General features: G+C 48.4%; 7 protein-coding genes. 3 read left to right on the forward strand and 4 right to left on the reverse strand.

Annotated elements, in window-relative coordinates:
* Positions 1 to 83 precede the first annotated feature (83 nt).
* The 4 genes from SDE_RS03205 to SDE_RS03220 all read right to left on the reverse strand — a co-directional run bounded on the left by SDE_RS03205 (position 84) and on the right by SDE_RS03220 (position 7,323).
* Positions 84 to 605: a hypothetical protein gene (locus SDE_RS03205; RefSeq protein ID WP_041324127.1), complete on the reverse strand. Its 522-nt coding sequence runs from the start codon at positions 603 to 605 to the stop codon at positions 84 to 86.
* A gap of 447 nt (positions 606 to 1,052) precedes the next feature.
* The gene (locus SDE_RS03210; RefSeq protein ID WP_011467083.1) at positions 1,053 to 2,786 is read right to left on the reverse strand and encodes a glycoside hydrolase family 43 protein; all 1,734 of its coding nucleotides are present in this window, start codon (positions 2,784 to 2,786) and stop codon (positions 1,053 to 1,055) included.
* A 490-nt stretch (positions 2,787 to 3,276) separates the two neighbouring features.
* Positions 3,277 to 4,782, reverse strand: a complete 1,506-nt coding sequence (locus SDE_RS03215; RefSeq protein ID WP_011467084.1) for an MFS transporter — start codon at positions 4,780 to 4,782, stop codon at positions 3,277 to 3,279.
* A 129-nt stretch (positions 4,783 to 4,911) separates the two neighbouring features.
* Positions 4,912 to 7,323 carry a glucan 1,4-alpha-glucosidase gene (locus SDE_RS03220; protein ID WP_011467085.1) on the reverse strand — a complete coding sequence of 804 codons (2,412 nt, stop codon included), beginning with the start codon at positions 7,321 to 7,323 and terminating at the stop codon, positions 4,912 to 4,914.
* A gap of 270 nt (positions 7,324 to 7,593) precedes the next feature.
* On the opposite strand from SDE_RS03220, the gene SDE_RS03225 reads away from it, so the two are divergent.
* The 3 genes from SDE_RS03225 (at position 7,594) to pbpC (ending at position 16,798) form a co-directional block, all read left to right on the forward strand.
* Positions 7,594 to 9,216, forward strand: a complete 1,623-nt coding sequence (locus SDE_RS03225; protein WP_011467086.1) for an alpha-glucosidase family protein — start codon at positions 7,594 to 7,596, stop codon at positions 9,214 to 9,216.
* Positions 9,217 to 9,425: 209 nt separating this feature from the next.
* Positions 9,426 to 14,351 (forward strand): alpha-2-macroglobulin family protein, encoded by a 4,926-nt coding sequence (locus SDE_RS03230; protein ID WP_143710838.1) that lies wholly within the window; start codon positions 9,426 to 9,428, stop codon positions 14,349 to 14,351.
* Positions 14,352 to 14,416: 65 nt separating this feature from the next.
* Entirely contained in the window at positions 14,417 to 16,798 is a 2,382-nt protein-coding gene (gene pbpC, locus SDE_RS03235) for a penicillin-binding protein 1C (RefSeq protein WP_041325171.1), read from the forward strand.
* The last annotated feature ends 344 nt before the right edge of the window (positions 16,799 to 17,142 follow it).

Here is a 17,142-nt window from a genome sequence, read left to right on the forward strand (position 1 = left end):
CTTTACGGTGCCGAAAATATTTATGAGCGGTAAGCTAGGCAAATTATTGTATTGTTAAGCCGTGGTACTTGGCGTGCTTATTGTTATTGCCCTGTTGCACGGGCAATAGTTGCGTTTAGCTCTTTTAATTCTTCTTCAAGGCCCTGTAGTCTTGGGTCTTGGTGAATATCTTGTTGGTGGAAGCCATGCTCGAGAATTGTGAGCTTTATTTTTAGGTTTTCTAGCGCACCTGTTTGATTGTTTTTGCAATCGTACAGGCTTGCTATCTTCGCTTCTTTTTTGGCAATATCCTTTGCTCGCCAGTCAATTTCATCTTGTAGCTGAATGAGTTCTTGGCTTGCGTCTAGCTTGTCTAAACTTGCAAAGTTGTCTTTCCACTGTTTTATTTCTAGTTTGCGTTGTTTAACAAGAGTCTTCGTTTTATCTAGTTTTTTATTGGTTTTTTGTAATTCAAGTTCGGCTTGGTCAATGCTGTTTTTTAACTCGCTCTCGTCTAGGCCGCTTTCACGCTCTATATTTATTTCGGCGAGTAAAATTTCACGTTGTTGGTTTAACCTAGTTAGCTGATCCTGTAGTTCTACAATCTGATCTTGTTGGCTAGTCATAGTATTCATCTTTGGGTTGCTGTGGCTTTAACGTTTTGCGGGTGTGCTAGGTGAAAATACTGGGCGTAAATATAAGGGCATGCAAATAAAAGCAGAGTCATCCAAGCTTACTCTGCTTTTATTTGCATAAGCTAAAGTATTTGAAATTGAGCGTCTACCAACGAAAGTATGAAAATGCGTGGAAATATTAAGGAGCTGTTTACAGCAGCTAAGTGGTTATTTGTGCACAGGTTTTGCAGGTTATTGTTTTTATTGGTATTTAAATGCAGGCGCGCCCAATTTATGTAACGTTAGGGAGTGAAAATTATTAATAATAAATGTGTTATGTAAATCTTGTTGGGGAGGGGATTTCTGTCTAAATGTAAGTTTGGGTGCCAGATGGGGAGTAAAATCCGGTATAACAATAAACAGCGCCTCCTACTCGGTAAGTAAGGGGCGCTGTTTGTTTTAGTTTTGTTGTGCGGTGGATTCGGCGTACATACCCACTACTGCGCCAGTAAACCCGCCCGCTTTAGCTGTGGTAAGTAGGTTGGCATCGGCTTGGTTCAACAAGGTGGTGTAGCGTTTGCCGTTGGTGCTATACGCGAAATTTAATTCGGCTTTACCTATATTTACACGCAGGTAAATAGGGTGGCCGTGCTTAAGCTTAACAACCTGCTCGGCAACCGTATCTCCCCTTATCGATTCATTTTTACCCGCTTTTTTACGCACGCGCAAAACGGTTTGCCCTTTACTGTTTAACCCTAGGCCAAAGGCGTAAAAGTGTTCGTCGTTTTGTACGGCGAGTAACCCTGCTTCGTCGCCAACGGTGTGTGGGTTAAAGGTTAGTTGGGTGGCGAAGGAGGCCGTCATATGAGCGAGCCGTCGGCCAATAAACGACGGCTGGTTAACTGCCCCAATGGTATCGGCGCGCGCTTCTAAAATAAGTTCGCCATTACCTGTTTGCCACCATTTGGAACGCGGTGTGCGAACAAATAGCCAGTGGGGGGCAAGCGAAGCGTTGGTAAATTCCTCGCGCACAGTAAAGTTTCCAGTCATTGCGCGCGGGGCGGGTTTGCCTGCAGGTAATTTGGGTTTGGTTACTCGGTAGGGCACAGCCTCGCCTTTTTCGAGCACGTGTGGCCAGCCGTTTTGCCATGTTACTGGCAACATAAATGTTTCGCGTCCGGTGGCAAAATTGCCGGGGTCTTGTGGTGGCTTAGCTAAATCGTAAACGCGAGTACCCAGAAATACCGTCCACCAGTCGCCGTTGGTATCTTGAAATAAATCTGCATGACCCGTTGCCGTTACAGGGTGTTCTCTGTCGTCGGGTAAACCAACTTGAGTCAACACAGGGTTATTGGGGTTGGCTTCGTAGGGTCCAAATACATTGTCAGATCTATACACCAATTGGCCGTGGAAGTATCCCGTGCCGCCACCAGGGGCATAGAGGTAGTAGGTGCCATCAATTTTATATATATGCGGCCCTTCAATATATTCTGTGTGCCATGGCGCTTCGTCGCCACCGTCCACAAGCATTACATCGTCAGATACCGGCGCAAATGTTTTGGAGTCAACTTCCATTACCCACAGGGCTGTGTGGGCAGGGTATTTCTGCACAGGTGGATTACGATGATGCACGATATAGGTTTTGCCGTCCTCGTCGAAAAATAGCGAGGGGTCTATGCCAATTACCTCTGGTAGCCATATTGGGTCTGACCAGGGGCCCGCGGGATTGGTGGCGGTAACGATAAAATTTCCTCCGCAGGCTACGCAGGTATTTATTACGTAAAAGGTCCCGTCGCGGTATTCGATTGCCGGTGCATAAACGCCGTTGTAGCCTAAGTGAATACCATCAAATGAAAGTTGCTCTGGGCGGTGAATAGCGTTACCCAGTTGGGTCCAATTCACTAAGTCACGGCTGTGAAATACTGGAATGCCAGGGTAGAAGCCAAAGGTGGAGTTCACCAAATAATAATCTTCGCCTACTCGCACAATACTTGGGTCTGGGTGGTAGCCGGCGAGTATGGGGTTTTGGTATTGATTTGAGGCGAGTGGAGCCTTAAATATCTCGTCGTTACCTTGATATTCAAACCACGAAAAATGCGCTAGCGGTTTACTTGAGGTTTTGAGCGGCGCGTCCAGCGCGCAAGCCGCAAGTAGACCCGCGTAAACAGCAAGGAGTAAGCACTTAATTTTCATTTTAAGTTACCTTATTTGTTGTATTGTTTTAATTGGAATTATGTAAAGGTTATTTTTACCATTAGGTTGGCAGGCGTTGGTAAGACTATTGTGAAAATTACTAGTAGTTTTATAAATGTGGAAGGTAAGGGTAGCTGAGGAGTGTAACGGGAGCAAAAGCTAGAATTAATTGCCAATTAAAGAAGGGGGGGGGGAGGGGCATCCATGCGCCCCAGTTTATTGATAAACCCCTCTATTATTTTTGCGAAGAGCTTAATCCTTCTAAATCCGTAAATTCTTAGGGTAAAAGCTCAAAAAACGTATGAATATGTCCCTATAACTTGCTCAATTCGTCTCGGCAACTGCTCCTGCGTTGCTCTAACATCGCCATCCATGGCGAAGCATGAATTGAGCATTTTTGATCTTTCTCCCTAAGAATTTACTCGCTGAGTTACCTAGGTCAGGTTTGTCATCAGTTTAAGGCGCATCCATGCGCCCTTAATTTTATAACTTACTGATCGTTAACTTTGAGCGTAGCCAAGGCTGCAATAATTAAAAATACACCGCCTAATACAAGGGCGTAAATTGCTTGGCCATCAAATAAACCGCTTACGGCAATGCCTAATACACTGGCTGCGAGTATTTGCGGAATAACAATAAAGAAATTGAAAATACCAATATACAAACCCAATTTAGAGCTGGGCAAAGCGCCAGAAAGCATGGCGTACGGCAACGAGAGTATAGAGGCCCACGCAAAGCCAATACCTATCATTGATACCCATAGCCAAGATGGATCTTTAATTAGCATCATAGAGATATAGCCTGCAGCACCCAACATAAGGTTAATGCAATGGGTTGTTTTTTGGCCCCAACGGCGCGCCATAATGGGAATAAAAAACGCAGCTAGCGCAGCGAAGGCATTGTAGGCAGCAAACATTATGCCCACCCAATCGGCGCCCTTGTTGTACATTGCCGAGGTAGTGTCACTGGTGCCGTAGTGAAACGCTGTTACTGCAGGTGTGGTGTAAATCCACAGTGCAAATAATGCGAACCAACTAAAAAATTGCACTATGGCCAATTGCACCATGGTGCGCGGCATATTAAATAGGTCGTGGGTAATTTGATAAATAGCGTTATGGATACGACCTTTACTTTGCAGTATGTGCGCAATAAGTTGTAAGCCACCAAACATGGCTGCAAGGCCGGCTAGAATATACAGCTCTTCGCGCAGTTCAAAATAATGAATAGCAATGGTGCTTGCAATTGCAACAGCGGCAAATCCAATACCGCCAGCCACGTAATTTTTGTGGTCGTCGCTAGTATCAGCTTGGCTGTCGTTGTGTTGCTCGTACTGGTTAAAGGCTGCTATTTCTTCTGGAGTGTATTCTTTGGTACGGAATACGGTCCACATTACGGTGGTAACTAATACTGCACCACCGAAATAAAATGCGTAAACAACCGTAGAAGGTATTTCACCTTCTGGCGCGGTGTTTTCCATGCCCAGCCAGTTGGTTAGCATCCAAGGTAAAGCAGAGGCCACTACCGAGGCGACACCAATAAAAAAGCTTTGGGTGGCGAACCCTTGGGTGCGTTGTTTGGGTGGCAACATGTCGCCCACAAATGCGCGAAACGGTTCCATTGCGATGTTAAATGATGCGTCCATAATCCACAGCATGCCGGCTGCCATCCACAGCGCAGGGGAGTGAGGCATAATAAATAAACACGCGGTAGCGGCGACGGCACCAATGGTGAAGTAAGGGCGGCGGCGACCAAAGCGATTCCATGTGCGGTCGCTCATGTAGCCAATAATAGGTTGAACAAGTAAGCCCGTAATAGGGCCTGCTATCCATAAAATAGGAATAGCGTCTATCTCTGCGCCTAGGGTTTGAAATATACGGGAGACGTTTGCGGTTTGTAATGCAAAGCCAAATTGAATACCGATAAAGCCGAAACACATGTTCCAGATTTGCCAGAAGTTAAGTTCGGGCCGCGGCCTAGGCTGAAGAGTTTGGTTCATAATGCACTCTTATTGTTATGTTGGTATATACAATAGTGGGCAATAAAAACATTGCCCAATAAACAAAAAAACCTTGGCACAATTAAGCGCCAAGGATGGATGAAAGTAAAAGGTTGCTACTTATACGCATTATTTTTTATAGCGCTTAGCAACAGGTGTGTAGTGATCCCACACTTCTTTATCTGCTAGCGAGCGCAAAAGCTTTAAGTATTCCGCGTGGGTCCAAGCCAGTGGTGTAGCCGAGTTGGTACCTGTGCCTATAGGGTAATTGTATGCGCTGTTATCGCCCACGCCATCCCACACTTGCTCGGGTAACATTAAGCCTTCGTTGGCGAATGTTTCCATAGAGTTTACGTAGATATTGCGCAAGTTAGTGAGCTCTGCGTCGCTAACACCGTTGTCGGCTTTAGCTAAGGCCAACTCGTAGTGGCCGCGCTCGCCGGTAAAGAAAGGCCAAATGCGGCCGCGTTGGTCTGGGTGCATGGTGCCGCCGTGACCGTAACCTTCACCGGTAGAAGTGGTTTCGCCGTAGCCGTCGCCACCGTAACGGCGCCAGCCAACAGCTTGTTTACCGTTAACATTAACCGTGTATTTTACTTTTAAGAAATCGGGCAGGGCGGGGTCGTCAATTTCTACTAGTGATTCCGTTATGTGCTCATCCGTGGCTTCGGTTACACCGTAGCGCACCAGCTCTAAAAACCCTGGGTCGATAATGTCGCTTTCGTTCAATGCAATCTGGCCGTTGCGCTCAAGCAATTTACCTTGATCGTTCGGGTCTTCATTTAAGTTAACGCGTAAAAAGTATTTGCCGTTAGATGGAGCCTTGTTGAGGTTACCTTGCGTGGTATAAGTGCGCGGAATTAACTTGCTGCGATACTCATCGGCTTTGGCGAGGTATTTTGTTGTGCCTTCGCTATCGCCAGCAAATTTGGCAAACTCGGCTGCTGTTACTAAGCCCGCAATAACGGCTGCAGTAGTAGAGGGGGAGTGACCCTCTTGCTCTTCCCAGCGCTCTTGTTGAGTATAGGGTGGGGTAATTGTGCGTTTGTTCCAACCTAGAGATATTTCACCACCATCGGCTAGAAACTCCGCCGCCGGTTTTAACATTACTGTGTACCAGTGCTTGGCTTCGGCATCGCTAAGTATACCCGCCTGCCACAAGCGCCAGCCCAGCATAATAGGCATGGCTGTTTGGTCTAGTTGCACGGCGTACCATTCTAAGGTGCCGTCAACGTGGGTTTTTTGTAAGAACCAGCCAGGTGCACCCTCGTAGCCTTCAATATCTGGCCCGGCTTGTACTTTTTTCAAATATTCAAATGCCACTTTGGGGGTTTCGTTATCGCCCAACGCCAAAAATGCCATGGCTACTTGATAAAAGTCGCGCGGCCAAACCGCTTTGTACCCGGTGGAGGATTCAACCGCAGGGACTATGTCGCCCCATGGGTTAGAGAGCGAGGCAATAAGGGCGCCCGCGTGGGATTTGTCTTCCTGTGCTTTTAATACCATGGCGCTGGTGTAGGCGAGTTTACCGCCGTCGGTGGCTTGTGCGGCCATGGCGGGTAAGTTGGGTAGGCTTGCAAGGTAATCTTCCCAGCCCACGGCATCGCCTTCACCGTTGTAGTTGGTCAGCACCTTGGCAAAGCCGGCTTGTAGCGAGGCTTGAGCCGCTTTGTTGGCGTTAGCCGCCGAGTCGCCAAAGCCTAGGGCTATTTCCCATTCGGCGCTGCCCTTTGCCATTTCTGGTAGAGATGCTGCCAAGCTTACGTTGCCAGTGGTTTCGCCGGTGCTGCTGTATTGCCAATCTACTTTGCCGTCAGCTAAATCGGTGGGTAGGTCTGATGTGCCCACAAAGCCCGCGCTGCCAATAATGGGGCTGCCTTTTAGGGCAATTGCCATAGCCGAATTGCCATCGCTCGCATAGAGGGTGTTGTCTTCTACCCAACCTTTATCGTTAATGCCTGTGTTGGCGATATGCGGGTTAGCGACTAAGTGCGGTGTAATACCATCAATATTACTGGTGAATATCACCTTCATTACCACCGATTGGTTATCTGGGTTGGTGGCGATGTGTTTTTCGATTTGATAACGGCCCTGCTTGTCTTTGTTTACCAATTTATACGCTAAGGAAAGAGGGTTGCCTTTAGCGTCGGTATGCAGGTATTCAATATGGTGTTCTGTGTCGTCTCGTTCTGAATGTAAAAAATCGGGGCCTTGGATAAAAAATTGCATATCCTTAAGTTGTGCTTCATGGATAAGCCCGTACATGGTTTCGGTAAGTATGCCTTGAGTGACAGAGAACCATACTTTAGAGACATTACCGGTGGGGGCCGATGCTTGGTAGCGGCCTTCCACATATTGTTCGTAGCTGGTGCCAATGCCGGTTTTACCGGAGTAAGCCCAAGTGGGGGCTGCGCCTGGGGCGCCTGGCGCGGTAGTTTGCGCGCTGGTGTGATCAGTTTGGCTGGTTTTGTCGTTATTGCATCCCGCTAAGCCGGTTAAAGCTAGCACAGAGCATAGAGTCATTAAACGTTGTAAGCGCATTCGGCATTCTCACCTATATTTGAGTCGTTGTTTTTATGTCTTTCATTGTGCTGCACGGCTATTGGGGCGGCAATCAATTACATACGTATTCAAAAAGCAAAGCTGATGCATACGTATGTAGGCGCTTGCCCTGTTTAGCATCACTGACATACTCTGTTTTCAGCCTAGAGCATAGATAGTGACTAGCCAAATTACTGGCGCAAGAAGTAGCAAGTAAAATGCAATCACCGCCGCTCTCAACGATAAAAATACGGGTTAGTAGGTACAACAATGCGAAGTCAACCCTGGTGGCGTGGTGCCGTCATTTACCAAATTTATCCCCGCAGCTTCATGGATACCAATGCCGATGGTGTGGGTGATATTCCAGGAATTGTGCAAAAGCTCGATTACATAGCCAGTTTAGGTGTTGATGCGATATGGATATCGCCATTTTTTAAATCGCCTATGCACGACTTTGGCTACGACATTAGCGACTATCGCGACGTAGACCCATTATTTGGCACCTTGGATGACTTCGATCTACTTATCGATGAAGCGCATAAGCGCGGCATTAAAGTAATGATCGACCAAGTGCTAAGCCACACTTCTGCCGAGCATGAATGGTTTAAAGAGAGCCGCCAATCACGCGATAACCCCAAAGCCGATTGGTATGTTTGGGCCGACCCTAATGAAGATGGCACGCCCCCTAATAACTGGCTCGCTATTTTTGGCGGCAGCGCTTGGGAATGGGATTCGCGTCGCGGTCAGTACTACCTGCATAACTTTTTGAAAAGTCAGCCAGATTTAAACTTCCACTGCGAAGATGTACAAAACCAAATTTTGCAGGAAGTAGAGTTTTGGCTAAAACGCGGTGTAGATGGCCTGCGTTTGGATGCTATTAACTTTTGTTTCCACGATAAGCAGTTGCGCAACAACCCGCCTAAAAGTGCAAGTGAGCGCAAAGCGCGCGGGTTTAGTGAAGATAACCCCTACGCTTTTCAGTGGCATACCTACAACAACACCCAGCCAGAAAACCTCGCGTTTTTGCAGCGCCTGCGCAGCTTGATGGATAAGTACCCCAATACCGTTACCTTGGGCGAAATATCTTCAGACGATTCGCTGGCAACAATGGCTGAGTACACCGCCGATAACGACAAGTTACATATGGCTTACAGCTTTGAGCTACTAGCCGATGAGTTTTCTGCGGCTTATATTCGCGAAACCGTTGGCACACTTGAGTCGCGCTTAAACGATGGCTGGCCCTGTTGGTCTATTGGCAATCACGATGTACCACGTGTGGCTAGTCGCTGGGGCAAAGAAGATGCATGCGATGCGCTTTCTATTGTACTCAACGCCATGTTGCTCTCTTTGCGTGGCAGCGTATGTTGTTATCAGGGTGAAGAGCTGGGTTTGAAAGAAGCCGAGCTAACCTTCGAGCAATTACAAGACCCATACGGCATTACCTTCTGGCCCAAGTTTAAAGGTCGCGATGGCTGCCGCACACCTATGCCGTGGGATAGCCAGCAACATGCAGGCTTTAGTAACGGCGCGCCATGGCTGCCAGTTGCAGACGATCACAAAGCCAAAAACGTGACCGTTCAGCAGCAAGCGGATTTATCGGTACTACAGGCGTACAAACAATTTATTGCTTGGCGAAAAACGCAGCCAGAAATTTTGTACGGCGATATCGCGTTCCTTTCGTCGCATGAATCCACCTTGGCGTTTACGCGCAGCTACGAAGGCAGCACATTATTTGCCGCGTTTAATTTATCTAACACCGAACAAGTAGTAAACCTACCTGCAGGTGAGTGGACCGCACTGGAAGGCCACGGCCTTAGCGCCGCAGTGAGTGCCACTCAAATCACATTACCTCCTTTTGGCGGTTTTTTCGCCAAGCAGGCAAGCAACAGTTAGTCTCCTTAGTGCTTATCCCCCATGAAGAAATAAGTACTCTTTACTGCGGACATTGTCCGCAGTTTTTTTATCTGCCCTAATTCGCCCTAATTCATCACAGTCTCGTAATAGAGTGCCCCTCGCTTAGTGGTGTATATTGCCGTTAATAATTTGTTGCGCCGGTTGGCTAAGCAAGGTTTTTGGCAATTAAAGTAATAAGAGGGTGGCCTGTGAATAAATGGATGACAGTAAAAGCGACATTGTTAGCGCTGGTAGTAACCTGCGCGGGGTGCTTCGACAGCAATACCGACAACAAACAGCCTAGTAACTCGGCGGGCGAGCCTGCTAACGCATCGCTTTCATCCCAAAGCGCCGCAGCCAAACCCAAAACAGCAGCCGAGTTGGCCAAACTTAAGCAAGATTTTGCTAAAACCCCCTTCGATGTTATGCATATTGCCGAGCTTAGCTATCAGCAGGCGCCTGCCATTGCGGTTACCCTAAGTGCGCCAATAGACCCGCAAGCAAGCTGGCAAAACTATTTTGAACTGCTCGATAAGAATAGTTCGCCAATTAAAGGCGAATGGATATTGGGCGAGCACTTAAATGTTGTTTACTTTCCTTTTACGCAGCCAAGCACCCAATACATCGTGCGTGTTAATTCGGGCCTAAAAGGTTTATCTGGTCGTTTATTGGCTAGCGATGCGGAAAAACAGCTGCAAACTCAGGCGCGTCAACAATCCGTTAAATTTGTAAGCCGTGGCTCGCAACTTGCGCCGCAACTAAGCGAAGGGCTTACCGTTGAAGCGGTAAACGTTAAAGCGGTAGATGTAGATTTTTTACGTTTAAATGACGATGCAATAGGCGCGTTTTTAGCTGGCGGCTTAAGCAACTATGCCTACGATTTACAGCGTTTAAAGCACACAACCACCTTAGCCTACAGTGCGCGATTTGACTTAAATAGCAGCGAAAATAAAACAGAAAAAACCGTATTGCCACTTGCGGCTATAAAGCCGCTGCAAGAGCCAGGCGTATATATCACGGTAATGAAAGAAGCTGGTGACTACCCTTACAACTACAATACAACTTGGTTTGCTGTTGGTGATATAAGCGTGCAAGCGCGCCAATACCCCAATCAATTAGTGGCATTTGTGCACTCTGCAGTAAAAGTAAAACCCATTGCGCAAGCCACGGTAACCTTATACGACCAAGCGGGGCGAGAACTTGCCAAAGAGCGCGCCGATGCACAGGGCAAGGTAAGCTTTGCCACGGCAATGGATAAAGCCTCGTACCTTGTTGCGCAGCACAACAAGCATTTGTCTGTGCTTACCCTAAAAGGCGCGGCCATGGATTTATCTGAATTCTCGTTGGCTGCACGTCAGAACTTTCCGTTAGAGTTTTTTATGTATGGCCCGCGCGACATTTACCGCCCAGGTGAAGAGGTCATAATCAACGGGTTGCTGCGCGATAACGATGGCCGCTTACTCGAAGCCAGCAATATACAGGCGCGAATTTTGCGCCCAGATGGCCGAGTGTTTCAAAATTTTGTATGGCAGGGCGATACTCAAGCATTTTATGAGCACCGCTTTTTATTGCCGCAGCAAACGGTAACCGGTGATTGGCAGCTCGCCGCCAAATTGGGTAACGGCCGTGAATTTACTTTTACCTTTAAGGTAGAAGAATTTTTACCCGAGCGCATGAAGCTCGCGTTAAGTGCCACGGCAAACACGCATTTTATTCGCGACGAAAAGCTTACTATTAATGTACAGGGCGACTACCTATACGGTGCACCTGCGGCGGGAAATCGCGCCGAAGCCACGCTGGTACTGCGCCAAAAACGTAAACTATTTGATGAATGGCAAGGGTTTGTTTTCGGCGCAGAAGATTACAACAACTTTAATACCGATACTGCCTTAGATGATCTAACCCTTGATGATAACGGTAGTGCAAGTATTACCTTACCCGCTGAATGGCAAGGGGCGAGTCAGCCAATTGAAATTAGCACGCGGGTAAGTCTGTTTGAAAGCGGCGGCCGCCCAGTGAGCCGCACCATTAACCACACCTACTGGCCGCGTGAAACGCTGGTGGGGGTGAGGCCACTGTGGGATACCGAAATAGCCAGCCCGCGCACCGATGTGCAGTTAGAATTAATTAACGTAAATACCCAAGGCAAATTGCAAGCGGCAGAAAACGTAACCGTGGTTGCCATTCGCGAAAACGCCCGTTACTACTGGCAGTGGGATGACGGTTGGCAGTACCGCCAAAACGAAACGAATGTGCCGGTTTATTCGCGTGTTATTTCTTTAAGTGCCGAAGAGCGCACTCAAGTTACTATTCCGGTTGAATACGGCAACTACCGCTTGGAAGTGCGCGACCAACAGCAAACACTATTAAATAGCTACCGTTTTTTCGCAGGCTGGCATTGGGATAGCCCAGAGGTAGGTGCAACAGGGCGGCCCGATAAACTCGACCTTACCCTTAATGCGGATGCGATAGAAAATGGCCAGCAAGCCACGCTTACTTTTAATGCGCCCTACGACGGGTTAATGGTGTTTACCGTAGAGGCCAACGAATTAATGTGGTTAGAAAGCCGCGAAATAAACGCGGGCGATAATACGCTAACCCTGCCGGTTAATAACAATTGGGATAGGCACGATATTTATGCCACCGTCACCCTATTGCGCTCTGGTGATAGCCAGCGCAAATATTTACCTAAACGCGCCTTTGGTTTGGCCCATTTACCTTTAAATCGCGATAACCGAAAGTTAAGTGTAAGCATACACGCCCCCGAAAAAATATTACCCGCCAGCGAACTCACCACAAAAATTAAAGTGGATAACGCCGAAGGTAAACAAGTTTTTGTCACGCTGTCTGCTGTGGATACAGGGGTGCTTAGCCTAACCCAATTTACAACCCCCAACGCCCACAAATGGTTTTTTGCTGCGCGTGGTTACAATGTAGATATTCGCGATACTTGGGCAGCCTTTATAGAGCAGCTAAGCGCGCGCATGGCGACGCGACGCTTTGGTGGCGACGCGGATGAAATGGCACGCGGCGGCGAAGCGCCGCAAAGCGATGTGCAAATTGTGTCGCTTTACTCTGGCAAAGTGCAGTTAGATAGCAATGGCGAAGCCGATGTAAACCTGAGTTTGCCCTACTTTAATGGTGAGTTACGGTTAATGGCCATGGCGTGGGCCGAAGGTGATTTTGGCGAACAAGAAGCGAAAGTAACCGTGGCCGCACCGCTAATAGCAGAAATTAGCACGCCGCGTTTTTTGGCTAAGGGCGACAAAGCCAATGCCACGCTCGACTTGCAAAACTTAACAGAGCGGGAAATGCACTTAGATGTTGAGTTTTCTGCAAGTAATATTTTAGGTGCGGAAAAAATCACGCAAACAATGTTATTACAGCCGAAACAAAAACAAATAGTGCAGTTGCCTTTATTGGGTATGGCCTATTACGGCACCGGCAGCATAGTGCTTAAGGCTACCGAGCAATCGGCAGGCGGTGACGCCAGTGTTGCGCGCAGTTGGAACCTTAGTTTGCGCCCTGCGTTTCCAGCAGAAACTGTGCGCAACGAATCTGTGGTAAATGCTGGCGAAGCGCTGCAATTCCCTATGCAAGAAGCGGCGCGTTTCGACGGCGATACATTAAGCGTTATGCTCAGCATGTCGCCCACGCCACCATTCGATGTGCAGCAACAGTTGCATCAACTTATTCAATACCCCTATGGGTGTTTAGAGCAAACCACAAGTCGCGCTTGGCCGTTATTAAAAACGTCGTTCGCCGAACTTATGAAGTACGACTTAACCGACGATAAGCGCGTAGCTAAAAACCGCGACCAACTTATTGAAGGCGCCATTGCGCGTATTAGCGGTATGCAACGCAGCGATGGCAGTTTTGGTTTGTGGAGTAACCAAAGCCGCGAAGCCCACTGGTTAACGGTATACGCCACCGAATTTTTAATTGCGGCGAAAGACCAAGGCTTTAACGTAGATGATTCGGTATTAAACAGCGCCATTGCCAAGGTTAAAAAATATGTAACCCTGCATTCAATTCAGTGGAGTGAGCGAGAGCATTACAGTACGTGGCCCGAGCACTATCACTTTTCGTATCGCGCTTATGCCGCTTACGTAATGGCGCAGCGCCAGCAGGTTAGCTTAGGGGATGTGCGCAATTTATTTGATCGCTACCACGGTAGCGCCAAAACACCGTTACCCTTAGCGCAAATAGCTGCGGCGTTAGAAACATTAGGGGACAAAGCGCGCAGCGAAAAAGCGTGGGCTTTGGCATTTGCGCGCGATAAGCTTGCGCGCGGTTACGGTGGCGATTACGCATCACCGGTGCGCGATCAAGCGTGGATAACCGCACTGGCATTAGATAGCCGTTTAGTAAAAGAACCGCTGCAACTCGTTTTTACACTGCGCGATAGCGCGCGTTTGCGCCGTTGGATATCTACCCAAGAGCGATTTGCACTGTACACGTTAGGGCAAAAATTAAATCAGCGAGAAACCCATTGGCAAGCCAGTTTACACGTTAACGATGCGCCTATAGCCATAGATCAATCAACCCCTTGGCGCGGTTATTGGAAGCGCGAGGCCGTACCCAGTGCGCTTACACTTACCAATTCAGATAACAAACCACTGTTCACCAACCTTACTTTACAGGGCTACCCAGTAGAGCCAAATTACGATATTGCCGAAGGCATACAGGTGCGACGCTTTTTCTACAATGATCGCGGTGAGGTTATTTCGCTTAACAACGTTAAAACTGGCGATTTAATTTTGGTGCGTGTAGATATGCAAAGCACTGACGAGTACAGGCTGCCCGATGCCATGCTGGTGGAGTTGCTACCTGCTGGTTTAGAGTTAGAGAATCAAAACCTAAGTTCTGCGGTTGCCATGCAAGATATGCGTGTACAAAACAAAACGGTGGCCCAGTGGATGACAAACACACCTATTGTGCACCAAGAATTTAGAGACGATCGCTACGTAGCGGCTCTATCCCTAAGCCGTAAAACCGCAAGCGTATTTTACTTGGCGCGCGCAGTTACCCCTGGCGAATACTTGGTGCCACCCAGCTTAGTTGAAGATATGTATCGCCCAGAAATAAGAGCGGTAGGTGGCAAAGAAACAACGCTAGTTATTTCACCTAAGTAACTTCATTGCTGTGCGTATTTAAAATGGGTAACGGAGTTAAACAGATATTTGCGCGGCGGTGGCATGTGTTTTACGGCCTCCTTATTCGCGCATGCCGAATTAAACCTGTTCGGTTAAGCTTGGTGTGGTTAAGTATTTATTGTGTAGGCCAGCTTAGCTTAATCGTTTTGTGTACGCTGTTGCCTTTACCGGAACGCAACGATAAACACGATTTTGCCAAGGTAGTGGTAGATAGTCGCGGCGAACCGCTGCGAGTCTTTGCCGATTCAAACGGCGTGTGGCGTTATCAAGTAGCGCTTGATGATGTTTCGCCTTTATATATAGAGGCGCTGCTTACCTACGAAGACCGTTGGTTTTACTGGCACCGCGGCGTTAACCCTTTTGCATTGTTACGCGGTGCAGGCCAGTGGTTAATAAATGGCAGGCTTATTAGTGGTGGTTCTACACTTTCGATGCAAGTTGCGCGCATACTAGAGCCACACCCGCGCACATTCGTTGGCAAAGCGCGGCAAATGTTTCGCGCTATTCAATTAGAGCGCACTTATAGCAAACAGCAAATTCTTACCCTCTATTTAAACTATGCGCCATTTGGCGGGCCAGTAGAAGGTGTGCAGGCGGCAAGCTATATTTATTTTGGCAAGCCAGCAAAACAACTTACCCATGCCGAGGCGGCGCTGCTGGCGGTGCTGCCGCAGGCTCCTTCGCGCCTGCGGCCAGATCGCTATGCGCAGCGTGCCGAACAAGCGCGCAATAAAGTGTTGGCAAGAATGCAGCACTTTAATGTGTGGTCGCAGCAACAGGTAAACGAAGCCAAACAAGAACCTGTTATTGCCCGCCATATAAGCGCCCCAAAAACAGCACCGCTGTTAGCCCGCAGGTTAATTCAGCAGTATCCGCAGCAGCAGGTTATTCATTCAACGCTTGATAAAAATTTACAGCAAGCGCTAGAAACAATTGCGCAGGATTACGCGCTAACCTTACCGCAAAAAACATCTACCGCAATTTTGGTCTTAGATAATTACACTATGGCGGTGCGCGCTTATGTGGGCAGTGCTAATTTCGACGATTTAACACGCTATGGCCACGTGGATATGATTACCGCCAACCGCTCGCCTGGGTCCACGCTCAAACCATTTTTATACGGCATGGCAATAGACGAAGGATTAATTCACGAGCAATCGCTATTGCTAGATACGCCCACCGATTTTGCTGGTTATCGCCCAGAAAATTTTGCGCAGGATTTTTCCGGCCCAGTGTCTACGCGCCAAGCATTGCAGCGCAGTTTAAATGTGCCCGCCGTGCAAGTATTAGATGCCCTAGGGCCACAGGCCTTTTATGCGCGACTAGCCTCTGCCGGTTTAACATTAAAACTACCTGCAGAAGCCGCACCCAATCTATCGCTTATTCTCGGCGGCGCAGCGGCGAGTTTAGAAGATTTAACCGCAACCTTTGCCGCCATCGGTCGAGGTGGCGTAACCCGTGCGCCGGTGTATATACAAAACCAAACACCAGCACCAGAACGCACGCTGTTATCTGCCGCGAGTGCTTGGGTTGTGGGCGATATATTGCGCGGTGTTGCGTTAAATTCTGCCCACAGGCAAACCGTTATTGCCGCTAATACACCGCGCATAGCTTTTAAAACCGGCACCAGCTACGGCTACCGCGACTCTTGGGTATTAGCCGCGAGCGAACACTACACCATTGGCGTATGGGTAGGGCGCCCAGACGGCACACCCACTGCGCAAAATGTGGGTAGAGAAAACGCCGTGCCGCTTTTGCGCAAAACACTGGCATTATTTAGCGATGCCCAATTGGCACCACCGAAGCGCCCAGCGGGGTTAAGCCGCGAGTTAATATGCTGGCCATTGGGTGGATTAAAACAACTGCAGAGCGCGGCAGAGTGTTTGCGCGAAAAGTCTGCGTGGTTGTTGGATGGTGCAGCAGCGCCCACCTTGCGCGAACCGCTAATGGCGCAATGGTCGAGTTACAAACTAACGCTTGCGGTCAACGCCAAGGGGGAACAGGTGTTGCCACAATGCATGGCTAGCGCGCAGGCAGGGGCCACTCAAAACATAACCCTTGCGGTGTGGCCACGAGTACTCGAACCTTGGCTACCGCAAAAGTGGCGGCGCGCGCATTTATTACCTGCGCTGGCGGCAAACTGTAAACACGCCGTGCGCGATACCGGTCAGCAACTAGTGTTAGAAGGCATTAGTAATAACGCCGAGTACTACCCCGCGCCAGGCCAGTCGAACATTACTTTGCAGCCCAGCGTGCGTGGCGCTAGCGGTAAGGTGGAGTGGTTTGTTAACGGCGTATGGGTTGCGGCTACAGTAGGTAGCAGCCATTCGCTTGAGCTGGCTAAATTGGCAGTGGGTAAACACACGCTAAGTGTTATGGATGCCGCCGGGCGATTTGATGAAATTGTTTTTTATGTTGGGGGTTAATTTGGGGGGGGGCTGAAAACCCGTAAAGCAGAATCGATCCGGTCGATTCAATAATATACTGTGTCAAATTACACCTCCGCAGCTTTTTTTAGGCGTATACACACGTAAACAAAAAGTCTGTACGAGGTGTCGATGGTGAAAGCTGGGAGAGTTACGGCTGTCGCTTATCGCAACGCCCAAAGGATCTACACCATCGTATTCATTCACTAAAGTACATGCCTTAACCTGTTAAACGTATTTATATTTCCAAAGCGAATGGCGCTCATAAATCGTGACCATAAATCGTGACTGTCTGATTTTGTCCACAGCGAAGCGAACAGCGTTCTGTTTGATTGGATAGAAGC

The organism is Saccharophagus degradans 2-40, from assembly GCF_000013665.1.
Classification (GTDB): Bacteria; Pseudomonadota; Gammaproteobacteria; order Pseudomonadales; family Cellvibrionaceae; genus Saccharophagus; species Saccharophagus degradans.